Raw genomic sequence first — 21,864 nt, 5'->3', positions numbered from 1 at the left:
ATCGCATTATCTGTTATGGCTGCTATGGCAGATTATTCATCTGTCATAGCAATAAACAGAAACCCCGCTATAGTAGGTTAGTGGTTATTTAATTATTAAATAAGGAGTTTTATGTCATCACTTAATCAAACATCTGTTCGCGCTCAACAAGGTGAAACTGATGCAAACTTACCTGGTGAAGATCATTTGATCGCCCATGAAGCTTTGCTTGTCGCATTAATGGTTGAATGTGCTAACGAGTCAGATAATGATCAATTTCTGTTTAGTGTCAGAGAAACACTTAATGGGATCTTAAGCTCTTCGCGTTATCTTGATGCGAGCAACATAGCCAATGGTCTGCTCGATGAGGCTGATGATAAAGCCAACCGTTAGTCCCCTGCCCTCATTCATTGAGGGCTTATTATTGCTTGCGAAAGCTAACACCGCCGCATGGATTGATCCAGAATGGCAAGGTAACGATAATTAACCGATAAAAGCGGTAACATAACCCATGGAGGAAAGTAATGGCTTCACTGAAAGAAGTAGCAAATCTGGCGTCAGTTTCATTAATGACAGTTTCTCGGGCGATTAATAACCCAGACCAACTGCGTCCGAAAACTTATCAGCGAGTCATGCAAGCCATTGAGGCCCTCAATTATGTTCCCGACTTTTCCGCCCGAAAAATGCGGGGTAATACCACCAAAACCTCCACTCTCGCAGTGCTGGCTTGGGATACTGCAACCACTCCTTTTTCCGTCGAGATATTACTGTCTATTGAGTTGACAGCCCGTGAGTTTGGCTGGAATAGTTTTCTGGTCAATCTGACCTCACATGAAGATAGCGAGCGAGCGGTTAACCAACTGTTAGCCCAGCGCCCCGATGGTATTATTTTTACGTCCATGGGGCTACGGCAAGTCACCATCCCTGAACGTCTGCGAGATAAAAATATCGTGCTGGCTAATTGTGTCAGCGAAAACCATTCGATCCCGAGCTACATTCCTGATGACTTTGATGGTCAGTATCAGGCGATGAAAGTGGTGCTATGCCGAGGATACCAGCGACCACTGTGTATTTACCTTCCCGAATGCACTTTGGCAGGCAAAGCTCGGCGAGCGGGCGTAGAAAAAGCGTGGCAAGAATCCGCTTTGCCGATAGAGCAGTTACGTCAGTGCCATTTAGCGTGGGGGGATGAGCATTATCAGGATGTAATTTCACTGTTAGACCGCTACTGCCCTGAAGGAAAACCTGATTTTGATGTGCTTATTTGCGGTAATGATCGCATTGCTTTTCTGGCCTACCAAGTACTTTTAGCCAAAGGTATTGCCATCCCGCAACAGGTTGCCGTGGTGGGTTATGACAATATGGTCGGCATCGGAGAACTATTTTTGCCACCACTGACTACGGTGCAACTGCCGCATTATGATATTGGTCGGGAAGCAGCCCTTCATTTGATTGAAGGGCGAGAATCACGAGCAACACACCGGTTGCCATGCCCACTGCTGGGGCGGGCATCCATTTAATTTCAACGTGATGATTTAGACGCTAAGTGCCAGTATTCGCCGTGTAGTAGCTCGGCCTGGCCATTCTCCGAATACAGGGATAAACAGCGTTCATGCTCGGTTGGATAAATACGACTGCTCATACAAGCTTGCCCGTCATTGATAAATACCTCTAACGACGAGCTATCAATGAATATACGTAATGATAATAACCCCTGTTCTGGTAATGCCACACTGCGATACCCCGTCAGTCCATATTGTGGGTAATCTCTATCCAAAATGAGTCGATTAGCCTGATTATCGACATAAACCGAAACTTTACCCCCAGTTCCTTGGGCATCGGTTAACTGCACACCATATCTTTCTGCATGACTGGCTGTGGTATCCCACGTCAGTTGCAGTTCCAAACTCTGGCAATTTTCATGTAAACGTTGTTTCTCTTGGGCCAGCGTCATTGATGTGATGAATTGACCAGCTTGCCTTAGTGCTTCAACCTCCCGCACCGGTTTTATTAATAAATTACCATCACAATCAATGCTTAATTCTCGTGGTAAGGTTAAGCAGCCACTCCAATTATCGGCTTTGGTTGGCATAGGCGATTGCCACATATCCATCCAACCAATAATGACTCGCCGCCCATCAGCAGTAAGCAGGGATTGAGGTGCATAGAAATCATGGCCCAGATCCAGTTCAGTAAAAGGTTGCGATGGCTTAAAGTCGGCTCCTGGCTGCCATTTACCGCGTAAAACCCCACTTTGGAACAAATTGCGATTAAGGTAGCCTTTTGCTGCCAGCCCCTGCGGTGAAAACATCAAAATGAGCTCATTCCCTAACGGGAAGAAATCAGGACATTCCCACATATATCCCATGCTGTCGTCTGCACGTGCTAAAACTTGCATAAATTGCCATTGTTGCAATGAACTACCACGATACAACAAGACTTGCCCATGATCTTGCTCATCTCGAGCACCGACTACCATCCACCAATAGTCATCTTCAAACCACACTTTCGGATCGCGAAAATGCATGATTCCTTCAGGTGGGTTCAGTACCACACCTTGTTTATCAAAATGTATGCCATCCTGACTTGTTGCCAGGCACTGCACCTCGCGAATAGCGCTGTCATCACCCTCACCTTTAAGCCAAACATGTCCGGTATAAATCAGACTTAACACGCCGTTATCGTCTACCGCACAACCAGAAAAGCAGCCGTCTTTATCCCATAAATCACCCGGTGCTAAGGCAATGGGTTGATGTTGCCAACTCAACATATCGTGGCTGGTCGCATGGCCCCAATGCATCGGCCCCCAATTTTCATCATAGGGGTGATGCTGATAAAACGCGTGATACTGTCCGTTAAAAAAGATCAACCCGTTGGGGTCATTCATCCACCCTGCTGGCGGGGCCAAATGATAATGTGGATAGAATTTTTGGCCAACCTGAGAAGCTAAAGCTTGCAGTGCATCATTGGCCCGCTCAATTAATGGATTCATAGTGCTCACTTGGTAGTTAATTGCAAAGAAGGATCACCAGTCTGTGGCTCAGCGCGTAGCATAAAGCAGGAAATAATGGTCAATCCGAGGACAATAGCCCCCATAATCATATAAGTATCAGCGAATCCGATATGGTCGTAACTAATACCGGCCAGCGGTGAAAATATGCTGGCACAGACTTGGGTGACAAACTGGAAGCCCACTAAATACAGCGTCGCTGATAGACGTGGGTCGAAATTGGCAGCGATATACTTAAACATTGCAATCAGCAGTATGGGTAATTCGACCGCATGTAAGAGTTTCATCAGTGAAATAGTAGCGGCATCTTGGGCCAGCCCTGAACCAAATATCCGCATCGCCATGATCAATCCACTCAGCAATAAACCTTTCTTCGCACCAATACGGTTAACCAAAAAAGGTGCAAGGAACATACCGCCCGCTTCCAGGAATACCTGTAATGAATTAAGGAAGCCGTACATTTCATTGCCGTGGCGCGGATCGGCAAATAAAGAAGAGAAATACACCGGGAATTGCTGGTCATATACGTTATAAACACTGACCCCCGTGACAAACACCACCAACGCCCAGAAACGCGGAAGACGTAATAATGACAACGTATCGTGAAGCGTCAGGGCGCTACTCTTGCCATATTCCAATTGCCCCATTGCATCTGCTTTGACTTCATGCAGACGCCACAACAACAGTAAAAATATCGCAGCCGATACCGAAGCCATCCAGAAATTAATGTTGGGATTAATATTAAACAGCATACCTGCAAAGAAGGTCGCTCCCGCCCAACCCAGTGATCCCCACATCCGGGCTTTACCAAATTCAAACCCACTAATCCGACTCACTCGCTCGGTATAAGATTCCAGAGCGCCAATACCGGCAAAGAATGTCATCCCCATATACAAACCGCCCACTACTGCACCGGCGAGCATATTGATACGTAATAAAGGGGCATAGACATAAATAAAAAAAGGGCCACTGATCAGCAGCAAAATACCAATAGCCCATAAAAGATGTTTTTTAAGCCCCAGCTTATCTTGTATCACTCCGTATAACGGCTGTGCGCATAGCGCCGTTATGGCAATAGCAGAAAATGTTGCACCGGTTTCTGCTCCTTTTAACCCTACATATTGATTTAACCAAATCGAGAATAATGAAAATGCTGATGACCACGTAAAGAAAAACGTAAACAGTAAGCCACTTAATATCAGATATTGATTGCGGACAGAATGTTTCATGGCGATATCCGGTTGAAGATTTGCGCTCATTTTTAACGTTAAGTTTTTATTTTGGAAAGATCTACTTCGCTTGTTTCGTGATGTTAATCACTAATGTTAACGTTAACAAGTGTTTTTCGTGACGGGGGTCACATGATATTCTCTAGCTCACCTCATGTATTTTTTTTGGTTTTACGTTATCGTTAAACAGCAGCACCGGGTTGGCATAATGGGTCAATCTGGAATTACTTTTGGCCCAAATAATATAAGGAGGAAAAGTGCTACTGGATAAAATCCTACTGGTTGTCATTATGATTTTATTGTCGCTTTTTGCCTGGATGTTTTTCTCACCGTATCATATGTATTCAACAGCTTATGAGTTTTTTGAGTTGTTTGGTTTTCAAGAGGGATATAAAAATTTAGGTTTTGGTCCACCAACTGAACTATCTGATTAAGCAGATAAAAAAACAGGCGCTATTTATGCACCTGTTTTCTAGATTGACGAATTATCTCTCCGTGAACGGCCTTATTCGGTTTGTTCCATTTCTAATCGCTCTTTGGGCGCCATCACTGAATAACTGGCAACAATCGCGGTAAGAATGATAAATAAATGCCCTTCCGAGGAATCCAGTAAGAAGGAGTTAAACAGGTGACAAGCCAAATAAGCACAGAGTAAAGACACCAATATATTTCTAAGATGTGCGGGTAAACGCAAAGCTGAACGGCAATAGCACCACATCCACCCGAGGAATAAAGCCAACCCGACTATCCCAGATTGCACTGTTTGCATAAGATATTCATTGTGTGGATTTATACTGTACTCGCTTTCTGAATAGTTTAACCAGAACCCGCCGGCACCATGCCCCAAAATAGGCGCCTGTTCTATTAACTTCACAGACTCAAGCATGAATGCAGTACGCAACCCCATCGAGCTATCACAAGACTCTTTATCACCTTCATGAGTGACCGCCAGGCAGCTTTGAATCTCTGTCATACCTTGTTGCAGCCGTTCAACAGCGCGGTTTGGTACTATCGCCACTATGGCCGCAACGACAAGAACGCCAATCACCATTCCCAAACGCTGACGGTTTGATAGCGACAGTAAACCCCACATCCCAAAAGCCGTAGCCAAAGCGACATAGCCCGTTCTGCCCTGCACCATAAACACAATGTTATAAACAGCCAAGCACACCAGCAGAGCATATCCCCAGCATTTCAGGCCCTGGCTACGAAACGCCAAAGAGAGCCATATCACCGCCGCTAAGGCCATAAAAAAGTTATGCGTGATTTGTAATTTAAAAACATACGGATTTAATGGATCAATCTGACCCAGTGGCATATGCAGCACACCAACCCACAAGCTGGCGGCCAGGATGACAGCATTGGCCAGTAAAAAGCCTTTGGCAAAATAGCTAGCAAGTGAGCGCGAAAGAACAAAAAACATCGCTAATGGCAAGATATATAACAGTTTTGAGTACTTACCCACCATCACTTTACCGTACTGATTGTGATACCAAAGTAAAGATACAGCCAACAACAAAAACATGAGAGCTGGTAGCCAAATCAATGGATTTTTGGCTAAGGCTTTCACATAGCGCGTGTCGCGGCTTAGCAGTAAACAGATGACAGCCAATACCATCGACAAATTCATTATAAAATTTGAAGTAGGTAGACCAATGCCTAACAAAAATGCAGTGGCACAAGACAACATGCCAACATAGCGGTGCGTTGGCGGCGAGTCGGGCAAAGTAGCAGAAGAAATCATAAGTCGCTCACTTCAAAGTGATCACCAGAAGAGGCCGCATAACACGCGTTAACTAGCATAACCGGCCTCCATCTATGACATAGCCAACCAGTATACAATGGTTGGCTATGAAAATATTTTGGATAAATGCCGTTATGCCGCGAGTGAGCGGAACAGGTAGCGGAACCACCATAACGGCCGCCACCATACCTTACGTTCAGGTACTGTCGGCGGACGTGAATGCACTTTTTTAATTTCCCAATTAAAGTTAAGGAATATTCGGCTATGACCGTATTCCGCACCAAATCGGGCTATTTCATTTTTCTTACGATCATCGATAGGCGCGTTATGCGTCAAATCACGATCCAGTGAATGGTAACTTTTCTTCCTATCGACATTACGTTCAATACAGCGGTATTGCTTAGGCAAATAACGCGGTGTGGAACCATGGTCTTTATGGAGCTTCACAAAACGATAGTCTTCCGAACCGTAATGGCCGGCGAACTCTTCGTCATAACCATAAAGTCTGAAGAAGCGAGCTCTGGACATGAAGAATAAATTCGGGTGACCGCGATAGGCCTTGCCAGTTTTTTCATCGGTACGATAGATGCGATACAGCGAACGCCCTGGATTACGCGCATTAACCAGATAGCGCAGGGTATCTTCAGGCAGCAGGCAATCTAAATCGGTAATGATAATCTTGTCAGATTTGGCATAAGTCACACCAAGATTACGGGAGCCAGCCTGGTTCCACTGGATATCAGTGGTTATTCTTAACCACGTGAAATTCAAATCATAATCTTTTACTTCATATTCTAAAGGTGAGCAGTCATCTACGATGACAAATTCTACCGCATCCTTAATATCATCAGGGTAAGATTCATATTCCTTCAACAAAGATTCAACGGAATCCATATTTCCCTGATTACAGTAAAAATGAGTTACATAAGTCAGTTTGATGTGCTGCTTATCTAACGGATGCCGTGCTTTAACAATTTCTACATCCTTCGCCACAATATAAACCTCTGTTTTAAGAGAGAAAATAAAAAAATTAATAATTTACTGAGATCTGGTTATTAAATGATAAACACACGCTGGATAACATTGCCGTAAAGGATAAAGAGTTAACCTAATCAGTCAAATATTTTCTTCATATTATTATGGCGGGTCACAACTCCTTGATTGATATTCAAATTTACCTAACTGGCTGAATATACTAACAAAGCAGACAGAAATGCGTTTACTCGGATGGTGAACGCATTGAACGGCCTTCTACCCCTTTACTGCTTCTCGACTGAGCTTAAGGAGTAGCGCGTGCTGATATTAGTGCCAGAGACCTATTCTTGTTGATGCTGACACCTTGATGGATCACACGCACGGTGGCTGTGGGCGAGGTTTACGGCACACCTGATGAGGAAGATATTGACTCTGCGAGAAGGTTAAATGCAGAGCTTTCTTGTAGAAAATCTATTGTGTAGTAGATATACAGTCACACAGTTTTACTCAATGCCATAAGGAAATGGATATGAATCTTAGCTTGCCCGGAAACTATCTATACTACCTTTCAAGAGACAATCTCGCTCCCGAAGAGTATGAACGCATAATCAGCGCCTATGCTGCCTGGTCACGGATTTGTCGTGAGTATGAGTTTAATGATGGCTACAACGCCAGCCGTTACCTTATCAATATGCGCGAAGGCCGAACTTATCATACCCCGGCCACCTCTCGCGGGTCGCGTGAAAAAGAGAAACTGGAAAAAATGGTGTTTTCTGGTGAAATCGTGATGCTAAGTGATATCTGTCGCCCTGCTGGGCTTTTTCATATTAATGATGACGGTGAACTGATTTGTACCGATCCATTAGCTTTCCGCCTTGATGGCGCAGAAAAAATCATTCAGGAGTATACGGTTTCTGTAAAGCGCAGGGATTATCGACGCACAGGAGGAAAACCACGATCAACACAAATTCAGCGTTTAGTGCGTACTTCTGAACCTGATTTGCCAGTACAGCAAGCCCTCCGGACTATCAATACCAAAGCTGCGGGCCGCCTGCTAGCTGCTGGAGGGGTTTACAACGGAAATGTTGAAGGCTATGCGAAAGTAGCCAAAGATTTAGGTGGTGATGCGGATAAAGGATTCGAGCAGGTACTGAATGAGCAAACTGCCGGGGCCATGCTTGCTGCTGGCGCTCTACTGGGTGCCAAAAAAGGCGGAACAGCTTCGATAAAACAGATTGATAACTTGAAAGCCGCGTCAACGAAAGAATTAAAAGTGGTAGAAATAAAAGCTGGAGAAAAAGGCAATTGGAGTAAACCACTGAACAAGCCTAGCCCCAATACAATTTATAAAGTTGATGGGAATAAAGTATATCATACAGATGATCAGGGCCGGGTGAAGATGGTTGAAGCCGACCTTACAGCGATGACTAAAGATCGTAATACCTATCAACAGCGTAAAGCCGGGAAAAGTGGTGATTCTGGTGATGAAGGCGGACATTTGCTCGCTAGCATTTTTGATGGACCGGGAGAAAAACTCAATCTTGTTCCGATGGATGCAAACCTGAACAAGGGAGCATGGAAAAAGATGGAGAATAGCTGGGCTAAAGCGCTGGAAGATGGCAAACCAGTTAAAGTGAAAATAAATCCTATTTACACTGGTGACAGTAACAGACCTAGTAGCTTTGAAATAAAAAGTACAATAGGCAACGAACGACCTGTCGTGACTGGTTTTAAAAATGTGTCTGGAGGACAGTAGAATTATGAGAGACGAACAAAATATTTATCAAGACATAAGTCAAATCCTTTTAAATACATCACCTGATGATGCAGTTAAGGTCATAGTTAGAGCAAAACTTTTCCCTGAAGGTGATGGAGGAGAATACGAGTTCGATTATATTGACTCAGCAGGTACAAATGACTGGTTTGACCCCTATGATGGTGCCGTCAGTGACCTTACTCCGTTAATTGTAGAACTTAGAAAGTATTATTTGGAGCATGGACTGACAAATGGTCTACCTGGATGGATTGGTTGTGAATTGACGTTAGATTTAGAAAAAATGAAACTAAGTATTGAATTCGAATATGATAGCCAAGAAAGTTAACCAATAATTTCATCAATGAAGTTGCCTGATTGGCTTATATCGACGAAAGGGCCTTCTCGAGGTCTTTTTGCATATACTTTATAAGCATCGAGATCTGAAGGTAGTTACACAAAAACCGAAGCGGTCCGCGGGCGGTTTGATTGATGGATCCAACTCTACTCTAAACGCACAATTCTTCTCATTCAAGGCGTGGAGTAGCGGTAAACCAAACACAGTGCACTATCGTTACAACTTCATAGCTTATTTTTGTACCGTTTTGCAGAAGAGTTTTGCAGAGTAGCAATACAGATCAAAAAGCCAACATAATCACTACGATTATGTTGGCTAAGTATTATTGGCTACAACTTACATATGTTTAATAATGGCGTCGCCAAATTCACTACATTTCAGCAGCTTAGCGCCGTCCATCAGACGCTCGAAATCGTAAGTCACAGTCTTGGCTTGAATTGCGCCTTCGGTACCTTTGATAACCAGGTCTGCGGCTTCGAACCAACCCATGTGACGTAACATCATTTCTGCGGACAGAATAATAGAACCTGGGTTCACTTTATCCTGACCCGCATATTTGGGTGCTGTGCCATGAGTCGCTTCAAACAATGCACACTCATCACCAATGTTAGCACCTGGGGCAATACCGATACCGCCAACTTGAGCAGCCAGTGCATCAGAAATGTAATCCCCATTCAGGTTCATACACGCGATAACATCATATTCAGCCGGGCGCAGCAGGATCTGTTGCAGGAAAGCATCGGCAATAACATCTTTAACAATAATGTCCTTACCGTTGTTTGGATTCTTGATTTTAACCCAAGGGCCGCCATCGATCAGCTCACCACCAAATTCCTCACGCGCTAACTGATAACCCCAGTCTTTGAATGCGCCTTCGGTGAATTTCATAATGTTGCCTTTATGAACCAGGGTGACTGATTCACGATCGTTGGTAATTGCATACTCAATTGCAGCACGTACCAAACGCTTAGTCCCTTCTTCTGAACACGGTTTTACACCAATACCGCATTGTTCAGGGAAACGAATTTTCTTCACGCCCATCTCTTCACGCAGGAACTTAATCACTTTTTCAGCTTCTGGTGAACCGGCTTTCCATTCGATACCCGCATAGATATCTTCTGCGTTTTCGCGGAAAATCACCATATTGGTCAATTCAGGGTGTTTTACCGGGCTTGGAGTACCTTCGTAATAACGCACTGGGCGTAGGCACACATACAAGTCGAGTTGTTGGCGCAAAGCAACGTTCAGAGAACGAATACCGCCACCCACTGGAGTAGTCAATGGGCCTTTAATTGCAACGCGATACTCACGAATCAAGTCCAATGTTTCTTCTGGCAACCAAACATCTTTGCCATAGACATGGGTTGATTTCTCACCGGTGTAAATTTCCATCCAAGAGATTTTACGCTCACCGTTATAGGCCTTCTTGACCGCAGCATCTACCACGTTGATCATGGCTGGGGTCACATCAACGCCAATACCGTCACCTTCAATAAATGGAATGATCGGATTATGCGGAACAACCAGTTTACCCTGAGCATCGACAGTAATTTTCTTACCTTCTGCCGGAACAACTACTTTGCTTTCCATCAACCTCTCCTTCAGCGCAATTTTGTTAATGCCTTGTAAGATTCGTGTCAATACTACTTGAATATTCGTCCCACGCCAATCCGAAACAGATTGAGGTATAATGCGCTAATCATCCGAAATCGCAATAATCATGAATAAATTCTCTGTTAAAAATCACAAAGTTAACCGATTCAGCACTAAGACACAGGCTAAACAGGTGAAGTCCATTGCCCCTCGGCACGTACTGTTATTCAATAAGCCTTTTGATGTGTTACCCCAATTTACTGATGAGGCTGGGCGCCCAACTTTGAAGGAGTTTATCCCTTTTAACGATGTTTATGCGGCTGGGCGACTCGATCGGGATAGCGAAGGTTTACTGGTATTAACCAATGATGGCAAACTGCAAGCCAGGCTAACGCAACCTGCTCAGAAAACCGGTAAAGTCTATTTTGTACAAGTAGAAGGGTTGCCTGGCGAAGATGCAATTAGTCAGCTAAGAGTTGGGATTATCTTAAAAGATGGCCCTACTTTGCCAGCTGGTGCTGAGCTGGTTAGTGAACCAACGTGGTTATGGCCACGCCATCCACCGATTCGAGAGCGCAAAGCCATCCCCACAAGTTGGTTAAAAATAACACTTTTCGAAGGCCGCAATCGACAAGTGCGCAGAATGACCGCCCATATTGGCTTCCCTACCCTTCGTCTGATACGTTTTAGTATGGGTAATTTAAGCCTTGGCGATCTACAGCCCGGCGAATGGAAGGAGATAAACCATGTTTAAGCCCCATGTTACCGTGGCTTGTGTCGTGCATGCTCAGGGGAAGTTTTTAATTGTTGAAGAGACAATTAATGGAAAACAATTATGGAATCAACCCGCAGGTCATTTAGAAGCAGATGAAACTCTACTGCAAGCTGCGGAAAGAGAGTTGTGGGAGGAAACCGGCATTAGAGCCACACCGCAGTATTTTCTGCGTATGCACCAGTGGATCGCGCCGGATAAAACCCCATTCTTGCGTTTCGCTTTTGTTATTGAGCTACTGGCCCCATTGCCTACTCATCCGCATGACGATGATATCGACCGCTGTTTGTGGCTCACCGCCGATGAAATCCTGCAATCAGATAATTTACGCTCACCTTTAGTGGCAGAAAGTATTCGTTGCTATCAGCAACCCGATCGTTATTCACTTGATGTGATTGGTTCATTTAACTGGCCCTTATAAACGGCAGATTTAATTCACTCAGGTAATTTCATTAAGAGTGCGAATCTACCATGCAGCAACGCAGCCAACGTGATAAAATCCGGCGCTTGTTTTTATAATGCCCTGCCACACTGAAGAGTGAGTCGGATAATATCATCCGTCATAGCCTTTATTGGGGCTTTAGGTATTTACGTTAGTGAGACTCCCATGTCAGATAACAGCCAGAAAAAAGTAATCGTCGGTATGTCCGGCGGTGTCGATTCTTCCGTTTCCGCCTACCTGCTCCAGCAACAGGGCTACCAAGTTGCCGGTTTGTTCATGAAGAACTGGGAAGAGGATGATGGCGAAGAGTATTGCTCAGCAGCGACCGATTTGGCCGATGCTCAAGCGGTATGTGACAAACTCGGCATGGAGTTGCACACAGTGAATTTTGCCGCAGAATACTGGGATAACGTGTTCGAATTGTTCCTGGAAGAATACAAAGCCGGGCGTACTCCTAACCCCGATATTCTGTGTAATAAAGAAATCAAATTTAAAGCTTTCCTTGAGTTTGCCGCGGAAGATTTGGGTGCAGACTATATTGCTACCGGGCATTACGTCCGTCGTCAGGACGTTAACGGTAAAAGTCGCTTGTTACGTGGGCTTGATGGCAATAAAGATCAAAGCTACTTCCTCTATACATTAAGCCACGAACAGCTCGCTCAAAGCCTGTTCCCTGTTGGTGAGTTAGAAAAACCTGAAGTTCGACGGATTGCTGAACAACTTGACCTGGTCACTGCCAAGAAAAAAGACTCCACCGGTATCTGCTTTATCGGCGAGCGCAAATTCCGTGATTTCCTGGGTCGCTATCTGCCCGCTCAACCCGGCCCAATTATGACAGTAGACGGCCAGCATGTGGGTGAACATCAGGGTTTGATGTATCACACCTTGGGGCAACGTAAAGGTTTGGGGATCGGCGGTACCAAAGAAGGTGGCGATGACCCATGGTATGTAGTGGATAAAGATGTTGCGAATAACATCTTGCTGGTAGCTCAAGGACATGAACACCCGCGTTTAATGTCGGTGGGGCTGATTGCCCAGCAGTTACACTGGGTTGATAGAGAACCGGTCACCGCTGCCTTCCGCTGTGTGGTGAAAACGCGTTACCGCCAACAGGACATTCCCTGCACCGTGACACGATTGGATGACCAACGTGTCGAGGTTCGGTTTGATGAACCCGTAGCGGCAGTCACTCCTGGCCAATCTGCGGTCTTCTATCAAGGTGAAGTCTGTCTCGGTGGCGGTATTATAGAAGAGCGTTATCCACTGCCAGGTTCAGTCGCAAACTAATTCAACCTATACATAAACAAGGAAGTTTACAGGAGTAACCGTGGCGAAAAATTATTATGATATTACGCTGGCATTGGCCGGAATCTGCCAGTCAGCTCGCTTGGTTCAGCAATTGGCGCATGAAGGCCAATGTGATAACAGTGCATTAAATACTGTGCTCAGTGGGTTGCTACAAACCAACCCACCTTCCACTTTGGCCGTCTATGGCGGCAATGAACAATCCTTAAAAATGGGGTTGGAAACACTGCAAAGTGTGTTAAATGCCAACCGCCAGGGGCCAGCAGCGGAACTGACCCGCTACACTTTGAGCTTGATGGTGTTGGAACGAAAGCTCAATGCCAATAAGTCGGCGATGAATACCTTGGGTGAACGTATCAGTCAGCTTGATCGCCAATTGGCGCATTTCGATCTTGAATCGGAAACAATGATGAGTTCGCTGGCTGCCATTTATACGGATGTTATCAGTCCACTCGGTCCGCGCATTCAGGTTATTGGCTCACCCGCTATTTTACAAAGCACACTGGTGCAGGCAAAAATTCGTGCCACCCTACTGGCGGGAATCCGCTCAGCCGTGCTTTGGCAACAAGTCGGCGGAAGTCGCTTGCAGTTAATGTTCTCGCGAAATCGTCTGTTTAAGCAGGCGCAGAGTATTCTCGCTCATATTTGAAATCTTTTCTCAGGAGTTGCCACCGATGGAATTATCCTCACTGACCGCCGTTTCCCCAATTGATGGACGCTACGGCGACAAAGTCAGCGCACTGCGCCCAATCTTTAGCGAATTTGGTTTGCTGAAATTCCGTGTGCAGGTCGAAGTACGTTGGCTGCAAAAACTGGCCGCCTGTGCAGAAATCAAAGAAGTTCCGGCTTTTGATGCCAACGCAAACGCTTACCTTGATAAGATCGTGCAAGAATTCAATGAACAAGATGCCCAGCGCATCAAAACAATTGAACGCACCACAAATCATGATGTAAAAGCGGTCGAATACTTTTTGAAAGAGAAAGTAGAAAGTGTTCCGGCATTACATGCCGTCTCTGAATTTATCCACTTTGCCTGTACTTCAGAAGATATCAATAACTTGTCGCACGCTTTAATGCTGCAAACGGCGCGCCAGGATGTGATTTTACCTGAGTGGCGCAAGATTATTGACTCCATCAAAGCCCTGGCACACCAATATCGGGATTTGCCGCTGCTGTCGCGCACCCATGGGCAACCTGCAACACCTTCTACGATTGGTAAAGAACTGGCGAACGTCGCATACCGGATGGAACGTCAATTCCGTCAACTGTCGCAAGTTGAGATTTTAGGCAAAATCAATGGTGCAGTAGGTAACTATAATGCTCACATCGTTGCTTATCCTGAAGTGGATTGGCATCAGTTCAGCGAAAGTTTTGTCACGTCACTGGGTATCAACTGGAACCCATACACCACGCAAATTGAACCGCATGATTATATTGCCGAACTGTTTGACTGCGTGGCTCGTTTCAATACTATCTTGATCGATTTTGACCGCGATATTTGGGGTTACATTGCATTGAATCATTTCAAGCAAAAAACCATTGCTGGCGAAATTGGCTCAAGCACTATGCCACATAAAGTGAATCCAATTGATTTTGAAAACTCAGAGGGCAATCTGGGCCTGTCCAACGCGGTACTGGGCCATTTAGCCAGTAAACTTCCTGTTTCTCGCTGGCAGCGTGACCTGACGGATTCCACAGTATTACGTAACTTGGGTGTAGGCTTGGGTTATGCGTTGATTGCCTATCAAGCGACCATGAAAGGCATTAGCAAACTTGAAGTCAACGAAGCGCACCTGTTGGAGGAACTGGATCACAACTGGGAAGTTTTGGCCGAGCCGATTCAAACCGTTATGCGCCGTTATGGTATTGAAAAACCATACGAAAAATTGAAAGAATTGACCCGAGGGAAGCGTGTTGATGCGGCAGGCATGCAAGCCTTTATCGACAGCCTCGCGCTGCCGGAAGCAGAAAAAACCCGCTTGAAAGCCATGACACCCGCCAATTACATTGGTCGTGCCCCAACAATGGTCGATGAGTTGAAGTAATACGTTAGTCTCAACCTCAGGTGGCAAATCAACGCCACCTGAATAATTTCTTATCCTTTCGCGTACTACCCCTGTTTAGCCCCGGTTTAGTCATCGTCATTGATAATGCTGTTGATGTCAAAAGGACGTTACACTCGCTGGAGCTATTATCATTATGTTGAAGAAAACACTACTTTCTATCGCCCTAATGGGGACATGCACTGCCGCTATGGCAGCGGATTACACTTATGTAGCTGGTGGCCTGCAATATGGTTCAATCAGCAGCAACGAGCGTTTCGACAAACAATTTAATCAAAGTCAGTACAGTCATATCGGTAACCGCGATATGGGTGGTATCTACCTCAATGGTGGCTATGGTTTTGCTAATGACCTCTTTATTGATGGTCGTATAAGTAGCATCGCCAATAATGATCGTGGTCTTGCCGAAGCAGTCCTTGGGTTGGGTTACCATTTCGCCTTCTCACCCAATGTTGATTTCTATACCTTGGTGGGCGGCAGTCGCCATGCAATAGTATTTGATGCCAGCAAAAATGGTAAAAAAACCAACACTTATAATAGCGCTACTGGCGAAATTGGTATCAAAAACAAGTTATCGCAGGATATCGGTCTGGATGTTGCCTACCGCTTGGCAAACTATGATAGTCGTGCATTCCACGAAGCGCGCATAACAGCTGACTATGCTCTGACACAAAGCCTCTCTGCTGAAGTAGGTTATACCTACCATAACTGGAAAGTCAGTGACCAAGCGATGCAGGCAGGTTTACGTTACACTTTCTAAGTCACTTTTCTAATTTTTACTTGTCGGGTAATATTAGATTACCCGGTTAATGTCTTATCGAGGAATGTTGTATGCGGGTTTTAGTTGTTGAAGATAATGCTTTGTTGCGTCACCATCTTACGGTGCAAATGCGTGAAATGGGCCATCAGGTTGATGCAGCAGAAGATGCCAAAGAGGCAGACTATTTCTTGCAGGAACATGCCCCAGATATTGCCATTATTGACCTTGGCCTACCGGGCGAGGATGGCTTAAGCCTTATCCGTCGTTGGCGCAGTCATCAGACAAACTTGCCAATTCTAGTGCTCACTGCACGGGAAAGTTGGCAAGATAAGGTTGCGGTACTGGAAGCCGGTGCTGATGATTATGTCACCAAACCCTTTCATCTTGAAGAAGTTATAGCGAGAATTCAGGCGTTGATGCGACGCAATATTGGCCTGGCATCCCAGATTATTGAATTTCCGCCATTTCAAATTGATCTCTCTCGCAGGGAGTTGTCTGTCAATCAGCAACAGATTAAACTGACTGCTTTCGAATACACTATCATTGAAACCCTTATTCGTAATGCAGGAAAAGTAGTTAGCAAAGATACATTAATGCTGCAACTCTACCCTGATGCAGAATTACGTGAGAGCCATACTATCGACGTATTAATGGGCCGTTTACGTAAAAAACTGCTGGCAGAACATGAGGGTGAAGTGATTACAACTATCCGTGGTCAGGGATATCGTTTTGACGCCAACTAGACATTATGTTCAGGACAAATAGCAAGCCCTTCTCTCTTCGTGCTCGTTTTCTTATGGCGACAGCAGGTGTCATCCTAGCGCTGTCGTTATCATATGGTATGGTCGCCGTCGTCGGTTACATTGTCAGCTTTGATAAAAATATCTTCAGTGCCCATCGTGGTGAAAGTAATTTATTTTACAGCCTGGCCCAATGGCATGACAATAAGTTGAGCATCTCGGTGCCACCAGAGCTTGAGCTGAATATCCCGACACTGGTTCTGATTTACGATAAAGATGGCAATATACTGTGGCGTCAACGGCATGTGCCCGAACTTGAATCTCATATCGAAAAAAGCTGGCTACAAAAACCGGGATTCTATGAGCTGGATACCGGAACACATATAAGTAGCATGATGTTGGGTGATAACCCGAAAGCGCAAGATCAGCTAAAAAAGTATGACGATACAGATAACAGTGCCCTGACTCACTCGGTATCCGTGAATACTTACCCCGCAACATCCCGTTTGCCACAGCTCACGATTGTTGTTGTAGATACCATTCCACAGGAATTGCAGCGTTCTGATTTGGTTTGGAATTGGTTTAGTTATGTCTTACTCGCGAATTTGCTGTTAGTTGTCCCCTTACTTTGGCTCGCCGCCTATTGGAGCCTGAGACCCATCAAAGCACTCGTCAGTCAGATAAGTCAGTTAGAAAAAGGCGAGCGCGATCAGTTGGATGAAAATCCACCTCGAGAATTGCAGAGCTTAGTGCGTAATCTCAATATTTTACTCACCAATGAACGTCAGCGTTATACCAAATATCGCACGACACTTTCAGACCTGACTCATAGCCTCAAAACCCCGCTAGCGGTATTGCAAACGACGCTGCGTTCTTTACGCACCGGTAAGCAAACGACTATCGAGGAAGTCGAGCCTATCATGCTAGAACAGATAAGCCGCATCTCTCAGCAAATCGGTTATTACCTGCATCGTGCCAGTATGCGTTCCGAACATAATGTGTTAATTCGCGAGATCCACTCAGTTCCCGCTCTACTGGATAGCTTGTGCAGTGCATTAAATAAAGTTTATCAACGCAAAGGCGTTGTGCTGACGTTGGATATTTCGCCTGAGGTGACTTTCCTTGGGGAGCGGAATGACTTTATGGAGGTCATGGGTAATGTCCTCGAAAATGCCTGTAAATACTGTTTGGAGTTCGTCGAAATAACTGCCCTGCACTCAGAAAAACAGCTCACTATTGTCGTTGACGACGATGGACCGGGTATTCCAGAGAGTAAACGACAGTTGATCTTCCAGCGTGGACAGCGAGTTGATACTTTACGCCCTGGGCAAGGGCTGGGATTGTCTGTTGCTGCTGAGATTATTGAGCAGTATCAAGGCAAGATAACCATTACCGAAAGCCCCTTAGGTGGAGCAAGAATGATGGTAACTTTTGGCCAGCAGCATGATTATCACGCTGACTAATAAAATTTACCTGTCAATACCTGATACTCATAGCTGGCATCCGTTATAATCACCAGCAAGTTCCCCCCTATCCTGGAATAAACATGGATTACTCACTCAGTCTCGATTGGCCTGATTTTCTGCAACGCTATTGGCAGAAACGCCCCGTCATCCTCAAACGTGGCTTTAAAAACTTTATCGACCCGCTCTCACCTGATGAACTCGCTGGTTTAGCCATGGAAAATGAAGTCGATAGCCGTTTGGTGAGTCATGAAGATGGCCGCTGGCAAGTCGCCCATGGTCCCTTTGAAAGTTTTGATCATTTAGGTGAGAATAATTGGTCGCTGCTAGTGCAAGCCGTTGATCATTGGCATGAACCTGCGGCTGCATTAATGCGCCCATTCCGCCCGCTTTCTGACTGGCGCATGGATGACTTAATGGTTTCTTTCTCCGTCCCGGGTGGCGGTGTCGGCCCGCATTTTGACCAGTATGATGTCTTTATTATTCAGGGCTCGGGTCGTCGTCGCTGGCGGGTCGGTGAGAAAACGGAAATGAAACAGCATTGTCCTCACCCTGATCTACTGCAAGTTGGGCCTTTCGACGCTATTATTGATGAAGAAATGGAACCTGGTGATATCCTTTATATCCCGCCGGGATTCCCTCATGAAGGCTATGCGTTGGAAAATGCCTTGAATTATTCAGTCGGCTTCCGTGCGCCTAATGGCCGCGAGCTGGTAAGTGGCTTTGCCGACTATGTGCTGGCTCGTGAGTTGGGTAGTTATCGCTACAGCGATCCGGATTTACAATTACGCGATCATCCGGCGAAAGTGTTGCCACATGAAGTTGATAAACTTCGTGCCATGATGCTCGATTTAGTCCAGCAACCAGAGGATTTCCAAAACTGGTTTGGTGAATTTATTTCCCAATCGCGCCATGAGCTAGATATCGCGCTACCTGAACCCCCTTATCAGGCGGGTGATGTCTATGAATTATTGCAACAAGGCGAAAAATTACAACGCCTTAGCGGATTGCGTGTTCTTCGTATTGGTGATCAGTGCTTTGCTAATGGTGAGTTGATTAATACACCACACTTACAAGCCGCTGATGCATTATGCCAACACTTCAGTGTGGATGCCGAGCTGTTGGGTGATGCGCTGGAAGACCCTTCCTTCCTGGCAATGCTGACCGCGTTGGTGAATAACGGTTATTGGTATTTTAACGACTGATATTTCGAACTTATTACGCAAAAATGCCCCGATAAACGGGGCATTTCAGACTGCTGACAAAGTCAAATGAAGGGGAAACGTGCTGCAGGGGTCGTAGCGACGTAAGTCGCCGAAGCGCCCCTAGGTACGGTCAACCCTTAACTCACTGTGTTATAAATAGTTTTGTCATTAATTTCAACGTTTTGGGGTGATTGATAAACTTATGATTCTTTAGCGCGTTTCGCCGTCAATTCAGCAATTCGCAGGATAACCGACACCGCTTTTTCCATCCCTTCCAGCGTTATAAACTCATGTTTTCCATGATAATTATAGCCACCCGTAAAAATATTAGGGCAAGGTAAACCGAGGAAGGATAACTGCGCGCCGTCAGTGCCGCCACGTATCGGCTTCATGATTGGGGTAATATCACAATCATGCATCGCCTGCTCGGCTATCTCGATGATATGTGGATGTTTAATAATATGCTCTCGCATATTGTAATAACTATCATCTATAACGATTTCAATATAGCAATCACGGTGTAAACCTTTGCCTACCCGTTTAGCAATATTCACCATATTCTTCTTACGTGCTTCAAAACCATCGCGATTAAAATCTCGTACAATATAGTGCATTTCTGCACGTTCGACTGTGCCTTTAATACTTTGCAGATGATAGAATCCATCATAACCATCTGTATTTTCAGGGGTTTCATCCGTGGGTAATTCCTGATGGAAACGTGTTGCTAGTGATAGCGCATTGACCATCACCCCTTTGGCACTTCCGGGATGCACATTATTTCCGACAATCTTTATGGTCACTGATGCGGCATTGAAGTTCTCAAATTCCAGCTCACCGACACCGCCACCATCCACGGTATAGGCCCACTGAGCGTTAAATTCTGCCACATTAAAGAAGCGCGCACCTTTCCCCACTTCTTCATCTGGTGTGAAAGCGATACGAATATCACCATGCGGGATATTGCTATGCTTTAAGCGCACCATAGCAGTAATAATTTCTGCAATACCCGCTTTATCATCCGCACCCAATAAGGTTTTGCCATCAGTGGTAATCAAAGTATGCCCAAGCAATTGATGCAAGATGGGGAACATGACCGGCGATAAAACCTCGTCGCCTATCCCCAAAGCAATATCACCACCACGATAGTTTTCTACAATTTGCGGATTAACATTTTTACCTGAGAAATCAGGTGAAGTATCAAGATGGGCAATAAAACCAATGGTAGGAACCAACCAGGAGACATTGGCAGGCAAAGTTGCCATCACACAGCCGTGCTCACTCAAACTCACCTGAGAAAACCCCAGCGTCTGCAACTCATGTTGTAACGCCAGAGCCAGCTTGCGCTGCCCTTCAGTGCTCGGCACGGATTTTACATTGGCTTTTGCTTGTGTATCAAAAGAAACATAGTTGAAAAAGCGGTCGAGTAATTTGTCCATGGGCCCACCCTCATAATAGTGAATATCATTATGGGGAAGTGATCACCATCAAATATTGCGTCAGGTCAGTTTTAGACAAACTTAAGCCAGAATAAAAAAAGACAAACCAGGAACAGTGTCGAGTGAATAAGAGCCGCTAATCACATTGCGGCTCTTATTCAGCAAGGTAATTAGTCACCTTGCCGGTTTTCACCGCGCGTGGTTAAAAATTCGCGCACATATTCTGGCACCACTTTACTGGCTAAACCGTAGTGTTTTTCATCAAACTGACTCTCGACCTGGCTAGGCTCGAGATTCAACTCGACAGTATGAGCACCGTGCAAGCTCGACTCATGGACAAACCCGGCGGCAGGATAGACATGGCCAGAGGTGCCAATTGAAATAAAGAAATCAGCCTCAGCCAGCGCCTGATAAATTTCATCCATGCCCATCGGCATCTCACCAAACCACACAATATGTGGGCGCAGTGGCGATGGGAATTGGCAACAATGACAGCGCTCATCCGCACTGAGATCCCCCGGCCAATCCAGTACCTGGCCTGACTGGGTGCAGCGCACTTTCAATAACTCACCATGCATATGAATAACGCGCTTACTACCCGCTCTCTCATGCAAATTATCTATATTCTGAGTCACCAGTAAGAAATTATCACCCAGCACGGCTTCCAAATCAGCTAATGCGAAATGGGCGGCATTTGGCGCAATATCAGGCTGCTGTAACTGGTGGCGGCGTGCATTATAAAAAGCCTGAACCAGTTCAGGGTCACGACGATATCCTTCTGGGGTGGCAACATCTTCCACCTGATGCTCTTCCCACAAACCATCTGCCGCACGGAAAGTACGAATACCCGATTCGGCCGAGATACCGGCCCCCGTCAGAACCACCACAAACGGCTTCTTCATTTCGGATGTTGCGGCACTGTCTCGATGAAAGATACGAGAGCGAAAACGTTGATGCCGCAAGTGCTTATTCTTACGAAACCGACACAACCGATGACGAATGCGCATAACCTTTTGCCTCTATTTTATCTATTTTTA

The 21,864-nt window shown here is 45.5% G+C and carries 21 protein-coding genes; 14 read left to right on the top strand and 7 right to left on the bottom strand.

The window, feature by feature from the left end:
• Positions 1-111 precede the first annotated feature (111 nt).
• Positions 112-372 carry a hypothetical protein gene (locus ACF3VQ_RS08500; protein ID WP_392434710.1) on the top strand — a complete coding sequence of 87 codons (261 nt, stop codon included), beginning with the start codon at positions 112-114 and terminating at the stop codon, positions 370-372.
• A 131-nt stretch (positions 373-503) separates the two neighbouring features.
• Positions 504-1,499 (top strand): LacI family DNA-binding transcriptional regulator, encoded by a 996-nt coding sequence (locus ACF3VQ_RS08495; protein ID WP_392434708.1) that lies wholly within the window; start codon positions 504-506, stop codon positions 1,497-1,499.
• 2 nt (positions 1,500-1,501) lie between these two features.
• Here ACF3VQ_RS08495 and ACF3VQ_RS08490 read toward each other — a convergent pair whose 3' ends face one another.
• Both ACF3VQ_RS08490 and ACF3VQ_RS08485 read right to left on the bottom strand, forming a co-directional pair.
• A complete protein-coding gene (locus ACF3VQ_RS08490) occupies positions 1,502-2,971 on the bottom strand; it encodes a glycoside hydrolase family 32 protein (RefSeq protein ID WP_392434706.1) in 1,470 nt (489 codons plus the stop codon).
• Between the two features lie 5 nt (positions 2,972-2,976).
• Entirely contained in the window at positions 2,977-4,218 is a 1,242-nt protein-coding gene (locus tag ACF3VQ_RS08485) for an MFS transporter (RefSeq protein ID WP_392434705.1), read from the bottom strand.
• 257 nt (positions 4,219-4,475) lie between these two features.
• Here ACF3VQ_RS08485 and ACF3VQ_RS08480 point away from each other — a divergent pair, with 257 nt between their 5' ends.
• The gene (locus ACF3VQ_RS08480) at positions 4,476-4,652 is read left to right on the top strand and encodes a hypothetical protein (protein ID WP_392434703.1); all 177 of its coding nucleotides are present in this window, start codon (positions 4,476-4,478) and stop codon (positions 4,650-4,652) included.
• A gap of 71 nt (positions 4,653-4,723) precedes the next feature.
• Here the strand turns inward: ACF3VQ_RS08480 and waaL-os are convergent, their stop codons facing one another.
• Both waaL-os and ACF3VQ_RS08470 read right to left on the bottom strand, forming a co-directional pair.
• Positions 4,724-5,944 carry an outer core oligosaccharide ligase WaaL-os gene (gene waaL-os / locus ACF3VQ_RS08475; protein ID WP_392435495.1) on the bottom strand — a complete coding sequence of 407 codons (1,221 nt, stop codon included), beginning with the start codon at positions 5,942-5,944 and terminating at the stop codon, positions 4,724-4,726.
• A 150-nt stretch (positions 5,945-6,094) separates the two neighbouring features.
• Positions 6,095-6,955: a glycosyltransferase family A protein gene (locus ACF3VQ_RS08470; RefSeq protein ID WP_392434701.1), complete on the bottom strand. Its 861-nt coding sequence runs from the start codon at positions 6,953-6,955 to the stop codon at positions 6,095-6,097.
• A 511-nt stretch (positions 6,956-7,466) separates the two neighbouring features.
• Between ACF3VQ_RS08470 and ACF3VQ_RS08465 the strand changes: the two genes are divergently transcribed.
• Positions 7,467-8,693, top strand: coding sequence for a DNA/RNA non-specific endonuclease (locus ACF3VQ_RS08465; RefSeq protein ID WP_392434699.1), 1,227 nt, complete (start codon positions 7,467-7,469; stop codon positions 8,691-8,693).
• A 4-nt stretch (positions 8,694-8,697) separates the two neighbouring features.
• Positions 8,698-9,039 (top strand): hypothetical protein, encoded by a 342-nt coding sequence (locus ACF3VQ_RS08460; RefSeq protein ID WP_392434697.1) that lies wholly within the window; start codon positions 8,698-8,700, stop codon positions 9,037-9,039.
• Between the two features lie 345 nt (positions 9,040-9,384).
• Here the strand turns inward: ACF3VQ_RS08460 and icd are convergent, their stop codons facing one another.
• Entirely contained in the window at positions 9,385-10,638 is a 1,254-nt protein-coding gene (icd, locus tag ACF3VQ_RS08455) for an NADP-dependent isocitrate dehydrogenase (RefSeq protein ID WP_392434696.1), read from the bottom strand.
• 130 nt (positions 10,639-10,768) lie between these two features.
• Here icd and rluE point away from each other — a divergent pair, with 130 nt between their 5' ends.
• The 9 genes from rluE (at position 10,769) to ACF3VQ_RS08410 (ending at position 19,391) form a co-directional block, all read left to right on the top strand.
• Positions 10,769-11,395 carry a 23S rRNA pseudouridine(2457) synthase RluE gene (gene rluE / locus ACF3VQ_RS08450; protein WP_392434694.1) on the top strand — a complete coding sequence of 209 codons (627 nt, stop codon included), beginning with the start codon at positions 10,769-10,771 and terminating at the stop codon, positions 11,393-11,395.
• Positions 11,388-11,834 carry an NUDIX hydrolase gene (locus ACF3VQ_RS08445; protein WP_392434692.1) on the top strand — a complete coding sequence of 149 codons (447 nt, stop codon included), beginning with the start codon at positions 11,388-11,390 and terminating at the stop codon, positions 11,832-11,834. Before rluE ends, ACF3VQ_RS08445 begins: the two co-directional genes overlap by 8 nt.
• Positions 11,835-12,020: 186 nt before the next feature.
• Positions 12,021-13,142, top strand: coding sequence for a tRNA 2-thiouridine(34) synthase MnmA (gene mnmA, locus ACF3VQ_RS08440; protein ID WP_392434690.1), 1,122 nt, complete (start codon positions 12,021-12,023; stop codon positions 13,140-13,142).
• A 40-nt stretch (positions 13,143-13,182) separates the two neighbouring features.
• Positions 13,183-13,809, top strand: a complete 627-nt coding sequence (gene hflD, locus ACF3VQ_RS08435) for a high frequency lysogenization protein HflD (RefSeq protein WP_392434688.1) — start codon at positions 13,183-13,185, stop codon at positions 13,807-13,809.
• A 25-nt stretch (positions 13,810-13,834) separates the two neighbouring features.
• Positions 13,835-15,205, top strand: a complete 1,371-nt coding sequence (gene purB / locus ACF3VQ_RS08430; protein ID WP_392434687.1) for an adenylosuccinate lyase — start codon at positions 13,835-13,837, stop codon at positions 15,203-15,205.
• 154 nt (positions 15,206-15,359) lie between these two features.
• The gene (locus ACF3VQ_RS08425) at positions 15,360-15,983 is read left to right on the top strand and encodes an outer membrane beta-barrel protein (protein ID WP_392434685.1); all 624 of its coding nucleotides are present in this window, start codon (positions 15,360-15,362) and stop codon (positions 15,981-15,983) included.
• Between the two features lie 71 nt (positions 15,984-16,054).
• A complete protein-coding gene (gene phoP, locus ACF3VQ_RS08420; RefSeq protein ID WP_392434683.1) occupies positions 16,055-16,726 on the top strand; it encodes a two-component system response regulator PhoP in 672 nt (223 codons plus the stop codon).
• 5 nt (positions 16,727-16,731) lie between these two features.
• Positions 16,732-18,186 (top strand): two-component system sensor histidine kinase PhoQ, encoded by a 1,455-nt coding sequence (gene phoQ / locus ACF3VQ_RS08415; RefSeq protein ID WP_392434682.1) that lies wholly within the window; start codon positions 16,732-16,734, stop codon positions 18,184-18,186.
• A gap of 83 nt (positions 18,187-18,269) precedes the next feature.
• On the top strand, positions 18,270-19,391 hold the full coding sequence (locus tag ACF3VQ_RS08410) for a JmjC domain-containing protein (protein WP_392434680.1): 1,122 nt from the start codon (positions 18,270-18,272) through the stop codon (positions 19,389-19,391).
• 200 nt (positions 19,392-19,591) lie between these two features.
• Here ACF3VQ_RS08410 and pepT read toward each other — a convergent pair whose 3' ends face one another.
• Both pepT and cobB read right to left on the bottom strand, forming a co-directional pair.
• Positions 19,592-20,827: a peptidase T gene (pepT, locus tag ACF3VQ_RS08405; RefSeq protein WP_392434679.1), complete on the bottom strand. Its 1,236-nt coding sequence runs from the start codon at positions 20,825-20,827 to the stop codon at positions 19,592-19,594.
• 170 nt (positions 20,828-20,997) lie between these two features.
• Positions 20,998-21,834, bottom strand: coding sequence for a Sir2 family NAD+-dependent deacetylase (cobB, locus tag ACF3VQ_RS08400; protein ID WP_392434678.1), 837 nt, complete (start codon positions 21,832-21,834; stop codon positions 20,998-21,000).
• Positions 21,835-21,864: the final 30 nt, after the last annotated feature.

The organism is Yersinia fenwicki (genome assembly GCF_043099325.1).
GTDB lineage: Bacteria > Pseudomonadota > Gammaproteobacteria > Enterobacterales > Enterobacteriaceae > Yersinia.
This window is presented reverse-complemented; position numbering and strand designations above follow the sequence as displayed.

Excerpts from the sequence above, each read along its gene's own strand:
- ACF3VQ_RS08410 (WP_392434680.1), top strand. The coding sequence starts at position 18,270 with ATGGATTACTCACTCAGTCTCGATTGGCCTGATTTTCTGCAACGCTAT.
- ACF3VQ_RS08500 (WP_392434710.1), top strand. The coding sequence starts at position 112 with ATGTCATCACTTAATCAAACATCTGTTCGCGCTCAACAAGGTGAAACT.
- rluE (WP_392434694.1), top strand. The coding sequence starts at position 10,769 with ATGAATAAATTCTCTGTTAAAAATCACAAAGTTAACCGATTCAGCACT.
- ACF3VQ_RS08460 (WP_392434697.1), top strand. The coding sequence starts at position 8,698 with ATGAGAGACGAACAAAATATTTATCAAGACATAAGTCAAATCCTTTTA.
- ACF3VQ_RS08490 (WP_392434706.1), bottom strand. The coding sequence starts at position 2,971 with ATGAATCCATTAATTGAGCGGGCCAATGATGCACTGCAAGCTTTAGCT.
- phoP (WP_392434683.1), top strand. The coding sequence starts at position 16,055 with ATGCGGGTTTTAGTTGTTGAAGATAATGCTTTGTTGCGTCACCATCTT.
- phoQ (WP_392434682.1), top strand. The coding sequence starts at position 16,732 with ATGTTCAGGACAAATAGCAAGCCCTTCTCTCTTCGTGCTCGTTTTCTT.
- icd (WP_392434696.1), bottom strand. The coding sequence starts at position 10,638 with ATGGAAAGCAAAGTAGTTGTTCCGGCAGAAGGTAAGAAAATTACTGTC.
- ACF3VQ_RS08485 (WP_392434705.1), bottom strand. The coding sequence starts at position 4,218 with ATGAAACATTCTGTCCGCAATCAATATCTGATATTAAGTGGCTTACTG.
- pepT (WP_392434679.1), bottom strand. The coding sequence starts at position 20,827 with ATGGACAAATTACTCGACCGCTTTTTCAACTATGTTTCTTTTGATACA.
- purB (WP_392434687.1), top strand. The coding sequence starts at position 13,835 with ATGGAATTATCCTCACTGACCGCCGTTTCCCCAATTGATGGACGCTAC.
- mnmA (WP_392434690.1), top strand. The coding sequence starts at position 12,021 with ATGTCAGATAACAGCCAGAAAAAAGTAATCGTCGGTATGTCCGGCGGT.
- ACF3VQ_RS08425 (WP_392434685.1), top strand. The coding sequence starts at position 15,360 with ATGTTGAAGAAAACACTACTTTCTATCGCCCTAATGGGGACATGCACT.
- cobB (WP_392434678.1), bottom strand. The coding sequence starts at position 21,834 with ATGCGCATTCGTCATCGGTTGTGTCGGTTTCGTAAGAATAAGCACTTG.
- ACF3VQ_RS08465 (WP_392434699.1), top strand. The coding sequence starts at position 7,467 with ATGAATCTTAGCTTGCCCGGAAACTATCTATACTACCTTTCAAGAGAC.
- ACF3VQ_RS08445 (WP_392434692.1), top strand. The coding sequence starts at position 11,388 with ATGTTTAAGCCCCATGTTACCGTGGCTTGTGTCGTGCATGCTCAGGGG.
- ACF3VQ_RS08495 (WP_392434708.1), top strand. The coding sequence starts at position 504 with ATGGCTTCACTGAAAGAAGTAGCAAATCTGGCGTCAGTTTCATTAATG.